Source organism: Pseudomonas sp. FW305-28, assembly GCF_017351395.1.
Classification (GTDB): Bacteria; Pseudomonadota; Gammaproteobacteria; order Pseudomonadales; family Pseudomonadaceae; genus Aquipseudomonas; species Aquipseudomonas fluorescens_AA.
In genome coordinates, this window is sequence record NZ_JACNDD010000023.1 from 1 (window position 1) to 18,703 (window position 18,703).

Annotated in this window: 18 protein-coding genes; 7 read left to right on the forward strand and 11 right to left on the reverse strand. The window is 62.6% G+C overall.

Annotated elements, in window-relative coordinates; genetic code table 11:
- Positions 1–135: 135 nt before the first annotated feature.
- The 7 genes from J4E53_RS07855 to J4E53_RS07885 all read left to right on the forward strand — a co-directional run bounded on the left by J4E53_RS07855 (position 136) and on the right by J4E53_RS07885 (position 6,996).
- Entirely contained in the window at positions 136–957 is an 822-nt protein-coding gene (locus J4E53_RS07855) for an alpha/beta fold hydrolase (RefSeq protein WP_103308477.1), read from the forward strand.
- Between the two features lie 146 nt (positions 958–1,103).
- Complete coding sequence (locus tag J4E53_RS07860) at positions 1,104–2,051, forward strand: LysR family transcriptional regulator (protein WP_060741535.1); 948 nt, start codon at positions 1,104–1,106, stop codon at positions 2,049–2,051.
- Positions 2,048–2,461 carry a DoxX family protein gene (locus tag J4E53_RS07865; RefSeq protein WP_060741536.1) on the forward strand — a complete coding sequence of 138 codons (414 nt, stop codon included), beginning with the start codon at positions 2,048–2,050 and terminating at the stop codon, positions 2,459–2,461. The genes J4E53_RS07860 and J4E53_RS07865 overlap by 4 nt, the downstream gene beginning before the upstream one ends.
- Positions 2,454–3,086, forward strand: coding sequence for an antibiotic biosynthesis monooxygenase (locus J4E53_RS07870; RefSeq protein ID WP_103308478.1), 633 nt, complete (start codon positions 2,454–2,456; stop codon positions 3,084–3,086). The genes J4E53_RS07865 and J4E53_RS07870 overlap by 8 nt, the downstream gene beginning before the upstream one ends.
- Positions 3,087–3,235: 149 nt before the next feature.
- The gene (locus tag J4E53_RS07875; RefSeq protein ID WP_024617381.1) at positions 3,236–5,074 is read left to right on the forward strand and encodes an amidohydrolase; all 1,839 of its coding nucleotides are present in this window, start codon (positions 3,236–3,238) and stop codon (positions 5,072–5,074) included.
- A 154-nt stretch (positions 5,075–5,228) separates the two neighbouring features.
- Positions 5,229–5,858, forward strand: a complete 630-nt coding sequence (gene ycaC / locus J4E53_RS07880) for an isochorismate family cysteine hydrolase YcaC (protein WP_014337664.1) — start codon at positions 5,229–5,231, stop codon at positions 5,856–5,858.
- Between the two features lie 259 nt (positions 5,859–6,117).
- Positions 6,118–6,996 carry a LysR family transcriptional regulator gene (locus tag J4E53_RS07885; RefSeq protein ID WP_060741538.1) on the forward strand — a complete coding sequence of 293 codons (879 nt, stop codon included), beginning with the start codon at positions 6,118–6,120 and terminating at the stop codon, positions 6,994–6,996.
- A gap of 52 nt (positions 6,997–7,048) precedes the next feature.
- On the opposite strand, the gene J4E53_RS07890 is transcribed toward J4E53_RS07885, so the two are convergent.
- The 11 genes from J4E53_RS07890 to nuoG all read right to left on the reverse strand — a co-directional run bounded on the left by J4E53_RS07890 (position 7,049) and on the right by nuoG (position 18,632).
- On the reverse strand, positions 7,049–7,525 hold the full coding sequence (locus J4E53_RS07890; RefSeq protein WP_060741539.1) for a hemerythrin domain-containing protein: 477 nt from the start codon (positions 7,523–7,525) through the stop codon (positions 7,049–7,051).
- A gap of 303 nt (positions 7,526–7,828) precedes the next feature.
- Positions 7,829–8,104: a type II toxin-antitoxin system RelE/ParE family toxin gene (locus J4E53_RS07895; protein ID WP_103308479.1), complete on the reverse strand. Its 276-nt coding sequence runs from the start codon at positions 8,102–8,104 to the stop codon at positions 7,829–7,831.
- Positions 8,104–8,376, reverse strand: coding sequence for a CopG family ribbon-helix-helix protein (locus J4E53_RS07900; protein WP_060741541.1), 273 nt, complete (start codon positions 8,374–8,376; stop codon positions 8,104–8,106). The genes J4E53_RS07895 and J4E53_RS07900 overlap by 1 nt, the downstream gene beginning before the upstream one ends.
- A gap of 261 nt (positions 8,377–8,637) precedes the next feature.
- A complete protein-coding gene (nuoN, locus tag J4E53_RS07905; protein ID WP_060741542.1) occupies positions 8,638–10,101 on the reverse strand; it encodes an NADH-quinone oxidoreductase subunit NuoN in 1,464 nt (487 codons plus the stop codon).
- Between the two features lie 7 nt (positions 10,102–10,108).
- Entirely contained in the window at positions 10,109–11,641 is a 1,533-nt protein-coding gene (nuoM, locus tag J4E53_RS07910) for an NADH-quinone oxidoreductase subunit M (protein ID WP_060741543.1), read from the reverse strand.
- A 39-nt stretch (positions 11,642–11,680) separates the two neighbouring features.
- Positions 11,681–13,534: an NADH-quinone oxidoreductase subunit L gene (gene nuoL / locus J4E53_RS07915; protein ID WP_060741544.1), complete on the reverse strand. Its 1,854-nt coding sequence runs from the start codon at positions 13,532–13,534 to the stop codon at positions 11,681–11,683.
- Positions 13,531–13,839: an NADH-quinone oxidoreductase subunit NuoK gene (nuoK, locus tag J4E53_RS07920; RefSeq protein ID WP_003180046.1), complete on the reverse strand. Its 309-nt coding sequence runs from the start codon at positions 13,837–13,839 to the stop codon at positions 13,531–13,533. The genes nuoL and nuoK overlap by 4 nt, the downstream gene beginning before the upstream one ends.
- A 4-nt stretch (positions 13,840–13,843) precedes the next feature.
- Positions 13,844–14,344 carry an NADH-quinone oxidoreductase subunit J gene (gene nuoJ, locus J4E53_RS07925; RefSeq protein WP_060741545.1) on the reverse strand — a complete coding sequence of 167 codons (501 nt, stop codon included), beginning with the start codon at positions 14,342–14,344 and terminating at the stop codon, positions 13,844–13,846.
- Between the two features lie 9 nt (positions 14,345–14,353).
- The gene (nuoI, locus tag J4E53_RS07930; RefSeq protein WP_003180051.1) at positions 14,354–14,902 is read right to left on the reverse strand and encodes an NADH-quinone oxidoreductase subunit NuoI; all 549 of its coding nucleotides are present in this window, start codon (positions 14,900–14,902) and stop codon (positions 14,354–14,356) included.
- A gap of 11 nt (positions 14,903–14,913) precedes the next feature.
- Complete coding sequence (nuoH, locus tag J4E53_RS07935) at positions 14,914–15,921, reverse strand: NADH-quinone oxidoreductase subunit NuoH (RefSeq protein WP_092196998.1); 1,008 nt, start codon at positions 15,919–15,921, stop codon at positions 14,914–14,916.
- On the reverse strand, positions 15,918–18,632 hold the full coding sequence (gene nuoG, locus J4E53_RS07940) for an NADH-quinone oxidoreductase subunit NuoG (RefSeq protein ID WP_103308480.1): 2,715 nt from the start codon (positions 18,630–18,632) through the stop codon (positions 15,918–15,920). The genes nuoH and nuoG overlap by 4 nt, the downstream gene beginning before the upstream one ends.
- Positions 18,633–18,703: the final 71 nt, after the last annotated feature.

The window sequence follows — 18,703 nt, forward strand, 5'->3', positions numbered from 1 at the left end:
TCCCCTCGCCACAAAAGCAGTCTTAATCCGGGTTTTTAACACTTCAGTCCCGAAAAAATTAACAACGTTTAACTCACGCCCATGCCCCCTCTGACCAGACCATAAAGCGATCCACCCACCTCAAGGAGTCATGTCATGAGCACCTTCATCACCCGCGACGGCACCGAGATCTACTACAAGGATTGGGGCAGTGGTCAACCGGTGGTCTTCAGCCACGGCTGGCCGTTGAACTCGGACAGTTGGGAGGCGCAGATGATGTTCCTGGCGTCCAACGGCTATCGGGTGATCGCCCATGACCGCCGTGGACACGGGCGTTCCAGCCAGCCCTGGGACGGCAACGACATGGACACCTACGCCGATGACCTGGCCGAGCTGATCGAACGCTTGGACTTGAAGGATGCGGTGCTGCTCGGCTTCTCCACCGGCGGTGGCGAAGTGGCGCGCTACATCGGCCGCCATGGCGCCGCCCGGGTCGCCAAGCTCGGCCTGATCTCGGCGGTGACGCCGCTGATGCTCAGGACCGCGGCCAATCCTGGCGGCTTGCCCATCGAAGTCTTCGACGGTTTCCGCCAGGCCTCCCTGGCCGACCGTTCTCAGCTATACAAAGATGTGGCCAGCGCGTTTTTCGGTGCCAACCGTCCGGGCGCCAAAGTCTCCCAAGGCATGATCGACTGGTTCTGGATGCAGGGCATGCTCGCCGGCCACAAGAACGCCTACGACTGCATCAAGGCGTTCTCGGAGACCGATCTTTCCGAAGACCTGCGCAACATCGACGTGCCGACCCTGGTGGTCCATGGCGATGACGACCAGGTGGTCCCCATCGAAACCGCCGGCATCGCCGCCGCCAAATTGCTGAAGAACTCGCAGTTGCTGGTGTACCCGGGCGCGCCCCATGGCCTGACCGATACCCACAAGGACCGGCTGAACGCGGACCTGCTGGCGTTCATCCGGGGCTGATCAAGCCACAAACCTGTAGGCGCGAGCTTGCTCCGGGCGGCGTTCCGACGATGGCGGCGCAACAGGCAACATCGCCGCCGACTGACACCCCGCTATCGCGAGCAAGCTCGCTCCCACAGGATCGGCATCCAACAGGGCCCAAACCGATGAACCGCAACGATTTACGCCGTCTCGACATGAACCTGCTGGTGATCTTCGAGGCGCTGATGTTCGAGAAAAACCTGACCCGCGTCGCCGAAAAGCTGTTCATGGGCCAGCCGGCGGTGAGCGCGGCGCTGGGGCGGCTGCGGGATCTGTTCGACGACCCGTTGCTGATCCGTCACGGTCGTGGCATGGAACCGACCCCACGAGCCTTGGCGATCCTGCGAGAGTTGCAACCGGCCATGGACACCATCTCCGGCGCGGTCAGCCGGGCCAAGGCGTTCGACCCATCCACCAGTTGCGATGTGTTTCGCATCGGGCTGTCCGACGATGCCGAATTCGGCCTGTTTCCGCCATTGCTGAGCCAACTGCGCGAAGAGGCGCCGGGGATCATCGTGGTGGTGCGCCGGGCCAATTTCCTGCTGATGTCGTCGCTGCTGGCCAGCGGTGAAATCAGCGTCGGCGTGAGCTACACCACCGATCTGCCGGCCAATGCCAAGCGTAAGAAACTGCGGGACATTCCTTGCAAGGTCTTGCGTGGCGACAAGCGCCCGGGGCCGCTGACCCTGGACGAGTACTGCTCGCGGCCCCACGCCATGGTTTCGTTTTCGGGCGACTTGAGCGGCAATATCGACCTGGACCTGGCCCGCATTGGCCGGACCCGCAAAGTGGTGCTGGCGGTGCCGCAATTCAGCGGGCTGCGGGCCTTGCTGGCCGGTACCGAGCTGATCGCCACCGTGCCCGACTATGCCGCCTGCGCGCTGGTGGAAGGCTGCGCGCTGCGTGCCGAGGACCCGCCGTTCGAGATCAATGCGGCCGAACTGTCGATGGTCTGGAGCGGCGTGCATGACAACGACCCGGCCGAGCGCTGGCTGCGCTCGCGCATTGCCAGCCACATGTCCCAACCCTTGCCGGCCGCGGCCTCGGCCGCCCCGGACGGAGCCCACCGATGAGCATGACTGATGAACGCCCGTGGCAGGACCTGGGTTTGCTGTTCCTGCGCCTTAGCGGCGGGTTGTTCCTGCTGTGGGTCCATGGGCTGCCGAAGCTGTTGCACTACAGCGTCGAGCTGACCCGCATCGAAGACCCCTTTCACCTGGGGGCGGCGCCAACCCTGATCCTGGCGATTTTCGCCGAGGTGCTGTGTCCGCTGCTGATCATGGCCGGTGTGTTGGTACGCCTGGCGTGCCTGCCGATCCTGTTTCTGCTGGCGGTGGCGCTGCTGGTGGTGCATCCGCAATGGAGCCTGGAAGAAGGGCAGTTCGGTTGGTTGCTGTTGATCATATTTACCAGCGTATTGATCGCCGGGCCCGGGCGCCTGGCGATGAACACGCGTTTTGTTGGAGTGCTTCGCCATGTCTGAATCTCAAACCATCGACTCTCCTGGGAGCCCGGCCAAACCCGGCCTCGATGAAATCGTGACCCTGGTGGTCAAGCACCGGATCAAGGCCGGCCAGGATGATGCCTATGAAGCCTGGTTGCGGCGCATCGTCAGCGTGGCTGGCCAGTGGCCGGGGCATCTGGGGGTGGATGTGGTGCGGGGCAAGCAGGGCGGTTTGTCGCTGTTCACCTGTGTGCTGCGGTTCTGCTCCACCGAGGCCATGCAACGCTGGCTGGATTCGCCCGAGCGCCGCGAACTGGTGGAAGAGGCCGCGCCGCTGCTGGCCGATGGCGACCAGACCGAGGTCGCCTCCCACAAGGAATTCTGGTTCGCCCCGCTGGCCGATGCCGCCACACCGCCGCCGCGCTGGAAGCAATCGGTGGTGACGCTGTTGGTCATCCTGCCGCACACCTTGCTGGTGCCGTTGCTCTGGGGCCCGCTGTTGCAGCTCAACGCGTTTCTGTCCAACTACGTGGTCGCCACGTTCCTGATCACCCTGACCATCGTGCTCTCGGTGGTCTACGTGTGCATGCCTTTGGCGACACGCCTGTTCGCGCCTTGGCTGGAACCCAAGACCCATGAGCATCTGGAGCCCGAGCATCGCTGAGCGGTTATGACAAACATAGTTGTGGCGAGGGAGCTTGCTCCCGCTGGGCTGCGAAGCAGCCCCTGGCTTTTTGCGGCTGCTACGCAGCCGAGCGGGAGCAAGCTCCCTCGCCACGGACCGTATTCACTCTTATCGTCAAAGGTAACCCTATGAACGCCGATCTGATTCTATTCAACGGTCAATTCCATACCGTCGACCGCGAGAAGCCTCGGGCCAGCGCAGTCGCCATCAGCCAGGGCCGCTTCGTCGCGGTAGGCACCGATGCCGAGGCCATGGCCCTGCGGGGCAGCGGCACCCAGGTCATCGACCTCAAGGGTCGTACCGTTATCCCCGGCCTCAACGACTCGCACTTGCACCTGATCCGTGGTGGCCTGAACTACAACCTGGAACTGCGCTGGGAAGGCGTGCCGTCCCTGGCTGATGCCTTGCGCATGCTCAAGGACCAGGCCGACCGCACGCCGACGCCGCAGTGGGTGCGCGTGGTCGGCGGCTGGAACGAATTCCAGTTCGCCGAAAAGCGCATGCCGACCCTGGAAGAACTCAACCAGGCGGCCCCCGATACGCCGGTATTCGTGTTGCACCTGTATGACCGCGCCTTGCTCAACCGCGCCGCGCTGCGGGTCGCCGGTTACACCCGTGACACGCCGAACCCGCCGGGTGGCGAGATCGTGCGTGACAGCAAGGGCGAGCCCACTGGCATGCTGGTGGCGCGGCCCAACGCGATGATCCTTTACTCGACGCTGGCGAAAGGGCCGAAGCTGCCGCTGGAATACCAGGTCAACTCCACTCGCCAGTTCATGCGGGAACTCAATCGCCTGGGCCTGACCAGCGCCATCGATGCCGGCGGCGGTTTCCAGAACTACCCGGACGACTACGCGGTGATCGAGCAGTTGGCCCGCGAGCAGCAGTTGACGGTGCGCATCGCCTACAACCTGTTCACCCAGAAGCCCAAGGAAGAACTCAGCGACTTCAAGAACTGGACCGGCAGCGTCAAGCTGCACCAGGGCGACGATTTCCTGCGGCACAACGGCGCCGGGGAAATGCTGGTGTTCTCGGCGGCGGATTTCGAGGACTTCCTGGAGCCGCGTCCAGACCTGCCGCCCGGCATGGAGCAGGACCTGGAACCGGTGGTCCGGCACCTGGTGGAGCAACGCTGGCCATTCCGCCTGCATGCCACTTATGACGAATCCATCAGCCGCATGCTCGACGTGTTCGAGAAGGTCAACCGCGATATTCCGTTCAACGGCCTGCCGTGGTTCTTCGACCACGCCGAGACCATCACGCCGAAGAACATCGAACGTGTGCGAGCGCTGGGCGGCGGCATTGCGATTCAGGACCGCATGGCCTTCCAGGGCGAATACTTCGTCGACCGCTACGGTGCCAAGGCCGCCGAAGCCACGCCGCCGATCAAGCGCATGTTGGCCGAAGGCGTACCGGTGGGCGCCGGCACCGATGCCACCCGCGTCTCCAGCTACAACCCCTGGACCTCGTTGTACTGGATGGTCAGCGGCCGCACGGTCGGTGGTCTTTCGTTGCACGAAGAAGGCCTGCCGCGCCTGACCGCATTGGAACTGTTTACCCATGGCAGCGCCTGGTTCTCGTCGGAGCAGGGCAAGAAGGGCCAGATCAAGGTCGGCCAACTGGCGGACCTGGCGGCCCTCAGCGCGGACTTCTTCAGCGTCGAGGAAGAAGCCATCAAGTGGATCGAGTCGGTACTGACCGTTGTGGACGGCAAGGTGGTGTACGCCGCTGGTGATTTCGAAAAACTCGGCCCGGCCAGCGTCCCGGTTTTGCCCGACTGGTCGCCGGTGGTCAAGGTCCCGGGCCATTGGCGCCCGACTTCGCCGTTGCAGGCTCAGGTCCACCAGTGCAGTGGTCCGTGCACGGTGCATGCCCACAGCCATGAACGGGCACGACTGTCGAACGTTCCGGTCAGTGATTTCCAAGGTTTCTGGGGCGCGTTTGGCTGTTCCTGCTTTGCCTTTTAACTAACACACAACCCCCTCTGTGGGAGCGAGCTTGCTCGCGATAGCGGTTGAACATTCAGCACTGCCGTCGCCTGACACTCCGCCATCGTCGGAACGCCGCCCGGAGCAAGCTCGCTCCCACAGGTTTTACTATCCATCCCAAAGGAGTCATCCCATGAGCAACGTTCCCGCCTACAACCGTCTGAACAAAGACGACGCGGTCGTCCTGCTGGTCGATCACCAGACCGGCCTGATTTCCCTGGTCCAGGACTTCTCGCCCAACGAGTTCAAGAACAACGTGCTGGCCTTGGCCGACCTGGCGAAGTTCTTCGAACTGCCAACCATCCTGACCACCAGCTTCGAACAAGGCCCCAACGGCCCGATCGTGCCGGAGCTCAAGGAAATGTTCCCGGACGCGCCATACATCCCGCGTCCAGGCCAGATCAATGCCTGGGACAACGAAGATTTCGTCAAGGCGATCAAGGCCACCGGCCGCAAGCAATTGATCATCGCGGGCGTGGTCACCGATGTCTGCGTAGCGTTCCCGACCCTGTCGGCGCTGGCCGAAGGTTTCGACGTGTTCGTCGTGACCGATGCCTCGGGCACCTTCAACGAAACCGTGCAGCAGGCCGCCTGGGTCCGCATGACCGCCGCCGGCGCGCAGATGATGAACTGGTTCTCGGTGGCCTGTGAGCTGCACCGCGACTGGCGCAACGACATCGAAGGCCTGGGCAACCTGCTGTCCCAGCGGATTCCGAACTACCGCAACCTGATGAACAGCTACTCGGCGCTGACGGCCAAGTAAGCAATTCATGCTCAATGACGCCCGCCTTGTGCGGGCGTTTTTGTGCCCGGCATCAGGTTCTTGCAAGCTGATCCGCCGCTATCGCGAGCAAGCTCGCTCCCACAGGGTTCCCAGTGATTACAGAACCTGAATACGCCTCAAACCCCGTGGGAGCGAGCTTGCTCGCGATAGCGTCAGCCCATCCAACACCTTTCCAAGCTGCCTTGCTCCACCCACAATGCCCAACTCATCCCCCTGACTGTCCACCCCAGGAATGACAATGAACCCCTTCGAAGAAATGCGCATCTTTGCCCAGGTCATGGAGTCAGGCAGTTTCACCGCCGCGGCGGACAAGCTGGGGCTGTCCAAGCAGTTCGTCAGCCGCAAGCTCATGGCATTGGAACAGCGCCTGGGCGTACGTTTGCTCAATCGCTCGACCCGCCGGCTGGACGTCACCCCGTTGGGCCAGCGCTATTACGAAGCGTCGTTGCGTCTGCTCAATGACGTCGAACAGGTGGAGCAGGGGATCAGCGGCCAGACCAGTGAGCCCCGTGGCACGATTCGGCTCAGCGCACCGCTGTCCTTCGCCATGGCGCATCTGGGCAGCCTGTTGCCGCAGTTCCTGCAGCGTTATCCGGGCGTCAGCGTCGAAGTGGACCTGAGCGACCGTTCGGTGGACCTGCTGGGGGAGGGCTATGACCTGGCGCTGCGCATCGGCGTGCTGGAGGACTCGACGCTGATTGCCCGGCGCATCGCGACCATCGAACGGGTGTACTGCGCCAGTCCGGCTTACCTGGCGCAAAAAGGCACACCCATGCGACCGGAAGACCTGCGCCATCATGACTGCCTGCCCTATGGTCACAGCCGCCAGGTGCAGTGGCGTTTCGCGGGGGCCGGCAAACCGTTGACCCTGGAGGTCACGGGGCGCATGCGCGCCAATAACGGCGATGTGCTCAGGGACGCGGCCATCGCCGCCATGGGGGTCACCTACTTGCCTACCTTCATCCTCGGCGATGCCTTGAAGGATGGTCGGTTGATCAAGGTGTTGGAGGGGTTCGAAACCGAGCCCCTGGCGCTGTCGGCGGTCTACCCGCAACATCGCCAAGGCTCACGCCCGGTACAGGCGTTGGTGGAGTTCTTGCGCGAACACATGCAATAACGCCTCGGGCGTGCAGCCGTCGGGCGACGGCTGACGCATCCGCGGCGTACGATCAGGCGGCGAGGCTGGCGCTGCTCAGTTCTTTTTTGTACTGCGCTTTCATGGTCTCCATTTCCGCACCCAAGGCGTCCAGTTTTGCCTTGCCCAGCAGTTTTTTCGCGTGGGGGAACATTTCTTTTTCTTCCTCCTCGATGTGGTGCTCAAGCAGCTCCTTGACCACTTTTGCCCGGCCGGAAAATTCCGCTGTGGACGGGTCGGTCGCCTTCAGGTCAGGCAGCACCAGCGAGTCGACGGTGCGGTGCTCTTCCTTGGCTTCGTAGTACATCTGCGCCTCCTCCTTGCCACCTGCCTGCTTGAAAGCCGGATAAAGGATTTCTTCTTCCAGGCGGGTATGGATGGAAATTTCCATTTCCAGTTTCGCCAACAGGTCGGTACGTTTTTTCACGGCGCGTTCGGTCGACTCGCTCAGTTGAGTCAGGATGGCTTTGACGCGCTCATGGTCGGCTTTCAACAGATCGATGGCATTCATGGGTAGCTCCTCGGCAATTCACGGATGCGGGCAGGCTTCAAGCGCCGACGCCGCGTATGAGATGAATTGCATCAGCCGTGCCAGCCGAAGCATCTTAAAAAAGCCTTTAAAAACAATTGGTTGTATTAAGGTGGCTTTCTATGTTCGTGCAAGCTGCAAGAGGGCGGGAGAAATGGTCTTGCACTTTGACTGGCAGGCGCGTTGAGTTTCTGTGGGAGCGGGCTTGCTCGCGAAAGCGGTGGGTCAGCTTGCATCGATGTTGAAGGTGCCGCTGTCATCGCGACCAAGCTGGCCGAGTCGGCGTTATCGATCCTCACGTGTGTGCCACAGGCGCAGCAGGTACAGGGTGGAACCTACTATTTCGTAGCGCATCTCGTAGTGGCCGACCTGAATTCTGCGCACATCCCGAGGTTCGAACTCTTCCAGGCGTTCACCCATGCGCGGGTTGACCAGCAATGAGGTCGGTGCAGTCGTGAGCTGTTGTACTGTTCGTGCGGCAGCGGGTTGGTTCGCCGATGACAGAAACTCATAGAGTCGGGCTATGTCGGACAGTGCCTTGCTGGTCCACTTCAACTCCATCAGCGCGGGACCGGTAACGGAGTGTCGGTATTGAGACTATCGGCCCAAGCCTGGACCGCCTGGTGATCAATCACACGGCCAGCGTCAACATCGGCCAGGGCCTCGAGGGTCAGACGACTGCGCTCCTCTTCCTGATCTATCCAAGCAGATAGAGCCTGTTTGACGATCCAGTTCCTGGAGCGCTCAAGGCGTTCAGCCATCAGGTCGACTTTTTCGGCCAGTTGCACTGGGACGTGGGCGGTGACAGAGCGAGTTTTCGTGGTGGTTGCCATGATGGATGACCCCTTTCAATTGGCGGGAATAGCCAGCCTTCTCAAACAACCGCTTCCAGGCCGATGATTAGCGATTTATTTTGTATCGTTGTACAGCAATCTGATTCAAGGTTAATCATATTGAATAAGGTGGCAGCGTCAAGGACCTGAATCAGTCCGCGCTTCTTGTCTTATCTCGTATCACTCTTCGCGAACGAGAGCCAAAAAAAATGCCCGTATCTTGCGATACGGGCACTTTCGATGGCTACAACGCTTGGGCGATCAGCCCACCAAGCCCGCCTGCTGGACCAAAGTCAGCAACGGCTGCGGGTACACGCCAAGGAAGAACGCCAACACGGCGATGGCCAGCAGCATCACGCCGCCTGCCTTCTGTTCCCAGTGCAACTCGGCATCGTGACGACGCAGGTTCGGTTCCATCAGGTACAGGGTGACCATCACGCGCAGGTAGTAGAACACGCCGATGGCACTGCCCAGCACCAGGGAGCCGACCAGCCACCATTGGTGAGCCTCGACGCCGGTGGCGATGATGTAGAACTTGCCGATGAAGCCGGCGGTCAGCGGGATGCCGGCCAGGGACAGCATCATCACGGTCAGCACGGCGGTCAGGTACGGACGGCGCCAGAACAGGCCGCGGTATTCGTACAGGGCATCGGCGTCGCGGCCGTTGTACGGCGAGGACATCAGGGTGATCACGCCGAAGGCGCCGAGGCTGGTGATCACGTAGGTGACCAGGTACACGCCGATGGCTTCCACGGCCAGGCCCTTGCTGGCGATCAGGGCGATCAGCAGGTAGCCGAAGTGAGCGATGGACGAGTAACCCAGCAGACGCTTGAGGTTGCTCTGGGTCAGTGCCAGCAGGTTACCGAACAGGATCGACGCGATGGCGATGATGGTCAGCACGTTGCTCAGTACACCGCTGCTGGCCACGGGCGAGATCTGGAACAGCCGCACCATGACCGCGAACACCGCCACTTTCGACGCGGTGGCCAGGAACGCCGCCACCGGTGCCGGGGCGCCTTCGTAGACGTCCGGGGTCCAGAGGTGGAACGGTACCAGCGACAGCTTGAACGCCAGGCCGATCAGCATCATGCCCAGGCCCAGTTGCGCGATCGGGCTAGGCAGGCCGGTGGCCGCCAGGGCCTGGCCGATGCCGACGAAGCTCAGGGTGCCGGCTTCGGCGTAGAGCAGGGCCATGCCGAACAACAGGAACGCGGAACCGGCCGCCGACAGCACCATGTACTTGATGCCGGCTTCCAGGGAGCGCTTGTTGAAGAAGGCGTAGGCCACCAGGCCGTAGACCGGTACCGACAGCAGTTCCAGGCCGATGAACAGGCTGGCCAGGTGCTGCGAGCTGACCAGCACCAGGCCGCCGGCGGCGGCCATCAGGATCAGCAGGTACAGTTCTTCGCGGTTGCCCGGGTAACCCGAACCGCCATCGCCGAGGTAGGCGTGGGCGAGGGTGACGCAGGCCAGGGTGGCGACCAGGATCAACGCCATGTAGAGGCAGGCGAAGCTGTCGATCTGCATCAGTGGCGTGACCGCCAGTGGTGCGACTTTCAGGGCCGGCAAAATCGACAGCAGGGCCAGGTTCAGCCCCGCCACCGACAGCAGGAAGGTCTGCGAGTGATTGCGCCGCCAGGCGATCGCCAGCATCACCACGATGATCGTGGCGCTGGTGATCAACAGCGGCGCAAGCGCGATAAAGTGTTGAATCGTGAATTCCATAGCGCTCTTACCGGGCCGAAGCGAGTTGAGAGAAGGCGGTGCCGAGCCACTGCTGCACGCCATGCATCGTGGCGGCAGAGGTGTCGAGGAACGGTTGCGGGTACACGCCGAGGTAAACCAGCAGCACCGCAAGGCCGAGCACCATGATCAGTTCGCGACCGTCCATGCCACGCAACACTTCATCCGACTTGGCCGGACCGAAGTAGGCGCGGTGGATCATGATCAGCGAGTAGACCGAACCGAACACCAGGCCGGAGGTGGCAATCGCCGTGATCCAAGGCGCACTGACGAACGAGCCGATCAGGATCAGGAACTCGCCGACGAAGTTGCCCGTGCCCGGCAGGCCCAGGGACGCGGCCGCGAAGAACAGGCTGATGGCCGGCAGGTAGGCGATGCGCGACCAGATGCCGCCCATTTCACGCATGTCCCGGGTGTGCAGGCGCTCGTACAGCTGACCGCTGAGGATAAACAGCGCCGCCGCCGACAGGCCGTGGGCGAGCATCTGGATCACCGCGCCTTGCAGGGCCAGCTGGCTGCCGGAGTAGATCCCGATCAGCACGAAGCCCATGTGCGAGACGCTGGAGAACGCGATCAGGCGCTTGATATCGGTCTGGGCGAACGCCAGGAACGCACCGTAGAAAATCCCGATCAGGCCCAGGGTCATGGCAATCGGCGCGAACTCCGCCGAGGCATTGGGGAACAGCGGCAAGGCAAAGCGCAGCAGGCCGTAGGCCGCGGTCTTCAGCAAGATACCCGCCAGGTCCACGGAACCGGCGGTCGGCGCCTGGGCGTGGGCGTCCGGCAGCCAGGAGTGGAACGGCACCACCGGCAGCTTCACCGCGAACGCGATGAAGAAGCCCAGCATCAGCACGTACTCGGTGGTGCGCGACATCTGCACTTTCAACAGGTCGGCGTAGTTGAAGGTAATCACGCCGGTGTTGTTGAAGTTGACCAGCACCAGGCCAAGGATCGCCACCAACATGATCAGGCCGGAAGCCTGGGTGAAGATGAAGAACTTGGTCGCCGCGTAGATCCGGGTTTTCTTGCCGTCCGAAGAACTGTGACCCCAGAGCGCGATGAGGAAGTACATCGGCACCAGCATCATTTCCCAGAAGAAGAAGAACATGAACAGGTCCAGCGCCAGGAACACGCCGACGACACCGCCCAGGATCCACATCAGGTTCAGGTGGAAGAAACCGACGTGACGCTGGATCTCTTTCCAGGAGCAGAGGACCGAGAGAATACCCAGCAGGCCGGTCAGCAGGATCATCAGCAACGACAGGCCGTCGAGGGCCAGGTGCACGCTGATGCCGAAGCGCGCGATCCAGGCGTGCTTGAACTCAAGTGCCCAGGTCGGATCGGCGCCAGGGGCCGGAGCGAATGAATAGTCGCCGGTCGCCCACAGCCAGAGGCCGAGCGCGAGTTCCAGGGACATGGTCAGCAGCGCAATCCAGCGCGGGAGCGTGGAGCTGGAGCGCTCCGCGATCCAGCACAGCAGGCCGCCGATGAAGGGGATCAGGATTAGCCAGGGCAGAATCATGACGGGCTCGTTTCCTTTCGCAAGTTCGCAAGGTTCATATCAGACCGCTACCAGCACGATGGCGCCGATAACCAGCACGGCGCCAGCCGCCATGGAAGCCGCATACCAACGCAGTTGACCGGTCTCGGTACGGCTCAAGGCGGTGTGACCGCCCTTGGCCATGCGCGGGATCAGGCCAATGGTCTGGTCGAGCGGGTCTTTGCGCAGAATGTGGCTGATCGCAAGGTATGGCTTGACGAACAGTTTGTCGTAGATCCAGTCGAAGCCCCAGGCGGCGAACCACCAGGCCGAAAGGAACCGCCCGATGCCGCTGTTGGCGACCGCCGTGACGAAACGACGCTTGCCCAGGAACAGCAGGGCGGCCAGCAGGATACCCGCCAGGGCGATGGCGCCCGAGGCGATTTCCAGGCTGTGCTTGGCTTCGCCGCCGGCATGGCCGACGCTTTGCGGCAGCACATCGGCCAGCGGTGGGGTGATCAGGGCGCCGACGAAGGTCGACAGCACGATCAGCACCGACAGTGGCAGCCAGTGGGCAATGCCGTGGCCGGCGTGGGCTTCGGTCTTGGCTTCACCGTGGAACGCGATGAAGATCAGGCGGAAGGTGTACAGCGAGGTCATGAACGCACCCACCAGGCCGGCATAGAGCAGGCCCTGGTTACCGCTGGCGAACGCTTCCCAGAGGATCTCGTCCTTGGAGTAGAAACCGGCGGTGACCAGTGGCAGGGCCGCCAGGGCCGCACCACCGACGATGAAGCTGGCGTAGGCCAGCGGCAGTTTCTTCCACAGGCCGCCCATCTTGAAGATGTTCTGCTCGTGGTGGCAGGCCACGATCACCGCACCGGACGCCAGGAACAGCAGGGCCTTGAAGAAGGCGTGGGTCATCAGGTGGAAGATCGCGCCTTCCCAGGCACCAACGCCCAGGGCCAGGAACATGTAGCCGATCTGGCTCATGGTCGAGTAGGCGAGGATGCGCTTGATGTCGGTCTGTACCAGGGCGGCAAAACCGGCCAGCACCAGGGTCACGCCGCCAACAATGCCCACCAGGTGCAGGATGTCCGGCGCCAGGGCGAACAGGCCGTGGGTACGGGCGATCAGGTAGACACCGGCGGTCACCATGGTCGCGGCGTGGATCAGGGCCGAGACCGGGGTAGGACCGGCCATCGCGTCCGCCAACCAGGTCTGCAGCGGCAGTTGTGCGGATTTACCGACGGCACCGCCCAGCAGCATCAGGGTCGCCAGGACGATCCAGAAGTCACCGACCTTGAAGTGCTCGGGTGCCTTGACCAGCAGTTCCTGGATATTCAGCGTGCCCAGTTGCTGGAACAGGATGAACAGGCCGATGGCCATGAACACGTCGCCGATCCGGGTCACGATGAACGCCTTGAGTGCGGCGTTGCCGTTGTTGCGGTTGCTGTAGTAGAAACCGATCAACAGGTACGAGCACAGGCCCACGCCTTCCCAGCCGAAGTACAGGAACAACAGGTTATCGCCGAGCACCAGGAACAGCATGCTGGCGATGAACAGGTTGGTGTAGGCGAAGAAGCGCGAGTAACCGGCTTCACCGCGCATGTACCAGGACGCGAACAGGTGGATCAGGAAACCCACGCCGACCACCACGCCGAGCATGGTCACCGAGAGGCCGTCCAGGTACAGGGCGAAGTTCGGCGTGAAGCCTTCCACCGCCATCCACTGCCACAGCACTTGCACGTACCGGCCACCTTCCGGCGGGGCGACGTTGAATTGCCAGATCACGTAGGCCGTGACGATGGCAGACAGGCCGATGGAGCCCACGCCAACCAGTGCCGACAGGTTTTCCGACCAGCGTCCACGGGAGAACGACAGCAGCAGGAAACCGACAAGAGGAAATATGAAAGTCAGGAAGAGAAGGTTCATCCGCGCATCTCGCTGGCAGCGTCAATATCGAGAGTGTGGAAGCGGCGATACAGCTGCAACAGGATCGCCAGGCCGATACTGGCCTCGGCGGCTGCCAGGCTGATCACCAGGATGAACATGATCTGTCCATCCGGCTGCGCCCAGCGAGCGCCCGCGACGATGAAAGCCAGGGCGGAGGCATTCATCATGACCTCCAGGCTCATCAACACGAACAGAATGTTGCGGCGGACCATCAGGCCGACCAGACCGAGACAGAACAGGATGCCGGCAACCGCCAGGCCATGTTCGAGAGGGATAGCAGGCATGTGATTACTCCTTCGCCTCGTTACGGCCCAAATGGAACGCCGTGACGGCTGCGGCAAGCAGCAACATCGAGGCGAGTTCGACCACCAGCAGGTACGGACCGAACAGGCTGATGCCCACGGCCTTGGCGCCTACGGTGGTGTGGCCGATGGCCTGGCCGCTCTGGTGAGCGAACAGCACATACAGCAGTTCACCCAGCAGCAGGGCGGCGAGAATCACCGGCCCCGCCCAGATGCCCGGCTTGAGCCAGGAGCGTTCCTGCTGGACCGCGGCCGGGCCGAGGTTGAGCATCATCACCACGAACACGAACAGCACCATGATGGCGCCAGCGTAGGCGATCACTTCCAGGGCACCGGCGAACGGCGCGCCGAGGGCGAAGAAGGTCATGGCCACGGCGATCAGCGAAATGATCAGGTAGAGCAGGGCATGTATGGGATTAGTGTTGGTGACCACACGAAGCGTGGACACCACCGCGATACCCGATGCGAAATAGAAAGCGAATTCCATCTTTCTTCCTTAAGGCAGCAAGCTCTTCACGTTGATCGGTTCGGCTTCATTCTGCGCGGCGCCTTTTGGCTTACCGGCAATGGCCATGCCTGCAACACGATAGAAGTTGTAATCAGGGTTTTTACCGGGACCGGAAATCAGCAGATCTTCTTTCTCGTACACCAGGTCCTGACGTTTGAACTCGGCCATTTCGAAATCCGGCGTGAGCTGGATCGCGGTGGTCGGGCAGGCTTCCTCGCAGAGGCCGCAGAAAATGCAGCGCGAGAAGTTGATGCGGAAGAAGTCCGGGTACCAGCGACCGTCTTCGGTTTCAGCTTTCTGCAACGAGATGCAACCCACCGGGCACGCCACGGCGCACAGGTTGCAGGCCACGCAGCGTTCCTCGCCGTCGGGGTCGCGGGTCAGGACGATGCGGCCACGGTAACGGGGGGCCAGGTAGACCGGCTCTTCCGGGTATTGCAGGGTGTCGCGCTTGCGAAAGCCATGGCCGAAGATCATGACCAGGCTTCGCAGTTGGGTACCGGTACCCTTAACGATGTCGCCAATATATTTGAACATGGGTCAAATCCTCACTGAACCGCGGCCGCAGGCGCGTTCATCAAAACGATCGCAGCGGTCACCAGCATGTTGATCAGGGTCAGCGGCAGGCAGAATTTCCAGCTGAAGTCCATCACCTGGTCGTAGCGTGGGCGCGGGATCGAGGCGCGCAGCAGGACGAACAGCATGATGAAGAACGCGGTCTTCAGGGCGAACCAGACGAAGGACAGTTGCGGCAGGATGCCGAACGGACCGTGCCAGCCACCGAAGAACAGCGTCACCAGCAGCGCCGAGATCAGGATGATGCCGATGTATTCACCGACGAAGAACATGCCCCATTTCATGCCGGCATATTCAATGTGGTAACCGTCGGCCAGTTCCTGTTCCGCTTCCGGCTGGTCGAAGGGGTGACGGTGAGTCACGGCCACGCCAGCGATGAAGAAGGTACAGAAACCGAAGAACTGCGGAATGATGAACCACAGGTTCTGGGCCTGGTACTCGACGATGTCGCGCATGTTGAACGAGCCGGCCTGGATCACGATGCCCATGAGCGCCAGGCCCATGAACACTTCGTAGGACACGGTCTGGGCCGAGGCCCGCAGGCTGCCCAGCAGGGCGAACTTGTTGTTGCTCGACCAGCCGGCGAACAGCACCGCGTAGACCGACAGGCCGGCCATGGCGAAGAAGAACAACAGGCCGATGTTCAGGTCCGCCACGCCCCAGGTCGGGGTGATCGGGATGATCGCGAAGGCGATCAGCAAGGCGCTCATGGCCACGACCGGTGCCAGGGTGAAGATCACCTTGTCGGCAAACGGCGGTGTCCAGTCTTCCTTGAAGAACATCTTGATCATGTCGGCGGCGATCTGGAACATGCCGAACGGGCCGACGCGGTTCGGACCGTAGCGGTCCTGCCACCAGCCCAGAAGGCGACGTTCGACGAAGCTCAGCAACGCGCCGCAGACCACCACGGCCAGCAGGATCACGATGGCCTTGAGGACCGTCAGGATCACATCGATCACTTCAGGGGTGAACCAGCTCATTGCGCTGCCTCCTGCAGACCGTCGACGGTTTTGCCGAATATCGCCGGTGGAATACCCGCCAAACCGGCCGGCAGGGCCACCAGGCCGGCGCCCAGTTCTTCATTGATGCGCAGCGGCAGACGCAGGGTCTGGCCGGCCACGTTCAGGCTCAGCAGGGCACCATCGTTGACGCCCAGGCGGTCGGCTTCGGACTTGGCCAGCGCCACGTAGGCATCCGGGATGCGTTCCTGCACCGGTGCGGCCTTGGAAGAGTTCTCTTCGCTGCCGAACAGGTGATGGAACGGCACGACCTGCCAGGTGCCCGGTGCCGGGTTGAAGGCGCGTGGCACGCTGGCGAACCAGCTCAGGCCATCGCCCTGGCTTTCGATCAGGCGAGTGCCCGGGTCGCCAGCACGCAGGTGACCACCGACTTCGTCCTGGAACTTGTTCCAGGCTTGCGGCGAGTTCCAGCCCGGGGACCAGGCGAACGGCACTTGCGAGCGCGGTTCGGTGGAGCCCGAGTAGCCTTCCATGGAGAACGAGAACGCAGTGTCGTTGTCCTGGGAGGTCCGTGGTTCGTGGACGCTGATGTCGGCGCGCATGGCGGTGCGACCGGAGTAGCGCAGCGGTTCGCGCGCCAGTTTCAGGCCCTTGATGCGGAACGAGGCCGATGGCGCGGCATCGACGATGCGAGCCAGTTGCGGGCTGCTCGAAGCGACGGCGGCGGTGACGTGGTCCAGTTGCGTCCAGTCGATCGGCTGGTCCAGCAGGGTGGCGCGCAGGGCATGCAGCCAGCGCCAGCCTTCGTGGACCAGGATGCTGGCGTCCAGGTAAGTCGGGTCGAACACCTGGAAGAAGCGCTGGGCGCGGCCTTCCTGGCTGACCAGCGTACCGTCGCCTTCGGCGAAGCTCGCCGCCGGCAGCACCAGGTGGGCACGGTCGGTGGTGGCGGTTTTCTGATGGTCGGCGACGATCACCACTTTCGCGGCGTTCAGGGCAGCATCCACCCGGGCTTTGTCGGTGCGAGTGTAGAGATCGTTTTCCAGCACGACGATGGCGTCGGCACTGCCGTCGATCACCGCTTGCAGGGCCGCGTCCACCGATTCGCCACCGAGCATGGCCAGGCCAAGGCTGTTGGCTTCCGGCACGATCAGGCTGATGGAACCGTTCTTCTCGCGCAGCTTCAAGGCCTTGGCGATGTTGGCGGCGGCTTCGATCAAGGCCTTGGAACCCAGGGAGGTGCCGGCGATGATCAATGGGCGCTTGGCCGCCAGCAGGGCATCGGCGATGCGTTGGGCCAGGGCGGCCGCTTCGCTGTCCAGGCCGTCGACGGCCGGGGCGCTGGCGTCCAGGGCGTGGGCCACGGCGAAACCGATGCGGGCCAGGTCGTCGGGCGCGGCGTGGACGCATTCTTCGGCGACGTCGTCGAGCTTGGTTTCAGCGAGGCTGGCGATGAACAGCGGGTTCAGCGCGTGCTGGCCGATGTTCTTCACGGCGGCGTCGAGCCATGGCTGAACGCGCATGGCGTCGGCCATGTCCTCGGCCTTGCCCTTGACCGATTGGCGCAGGGCCAGGGCCATGCGGGCGGCGGTCTGGGTCAGGTCTTCGCCGAGGACGAACACCGCGTCGTGGTCTTCGATGTCGCGCATCGTCGGCACCGGCAGCGGACTGTCCTTGAGCACTTGCAGCACCAGGCGGATGCGTTCCAGCTCGCCGGCTTCGATGCCACTGTAGAAGTGCTCGGCGCCGACCAGTTCACGCAGGGCGTAGTTGCTTTCCAGGCTGGCCCGTGGCGAACCGATGCCGACGATGTTGCGCCCGCGCAGCAGCTCGGCGGCCTTGTCCAGCGCTTCGTCCAGGCTCAGCTTGGCGCCGCCCGCCAGCAGCGGTTGGCGTGGGCGATCCTTGCGGTTGACGTAGCCATAGCCGAAACGGCCACGGTCACACAGGAAGTACTGGTTGACCGAACCGTTGAAGCGGTTTTCGATGCGCCGCAGTTCACCGTAGCGCTCGCCCGGGGAAATGTTGCAGCCGCTGGAGCAGCCATGGCAGATGCTCGGCGAGAACTGCATGTCCCACTTGCGGTTGTAGCGTTCGGAGTGAGTCTTGTCGGTGAACACACCGGTCGGGCAGACCTCGGTGAGGTTACCGGAGAACTCGCTTTCCAGGGTGCCGTCTTCGACGCGACCGAAGTACACGTTGTCGTGGGCACCGAACACGCCCAGGTCGGTGCCGCCGGCGTAGTCCTTGTAGAAACGCACACAGCGGTAGCAGGCGATGCAGCGGTTCATCTCGTGGGAGATGAACGGGCCCAGTTGCTGGTTCTGGTGGGTGCGCTTGGTGAAGCGATAACGGCGCTCGTTGTGGCCGGTCATCACGGTCATGTCTTGCAGGTGGCAGTGGCCGCCTTCCTCACAGACCGGGCAGTCGTGAGGGTGGTTGGTCATCAGCCATTCGACGACGCTGGCGCGAAACACTTTCGCTTCTTCGTCGTCGATGGAGATCCAGCTGCCGTCGGTGGCGGGGGTCATGCAGGACATGACGATCCGACCACGCTTGTCGTTTTCGTCGGTGTACTGCTTGACCGCGCACTGGCGACAAGCGCCAACGCTGCCAAGGGCGGGGTGCCAGCAGAAATAAGGAATGTCGAGGCCCAGCGACAGACATGCCTGTAACAGGTTGTCTGCGCCATCGACTTCGAGCTCTTTGCCGTCTACGTGGATAGTGGCCATGGTTCAAAGTTCTTCGTTGGCCCGGTGTCAGCGGGCGTGGCTAATGGAATCTTGTTGTTCGCGTGAATCAA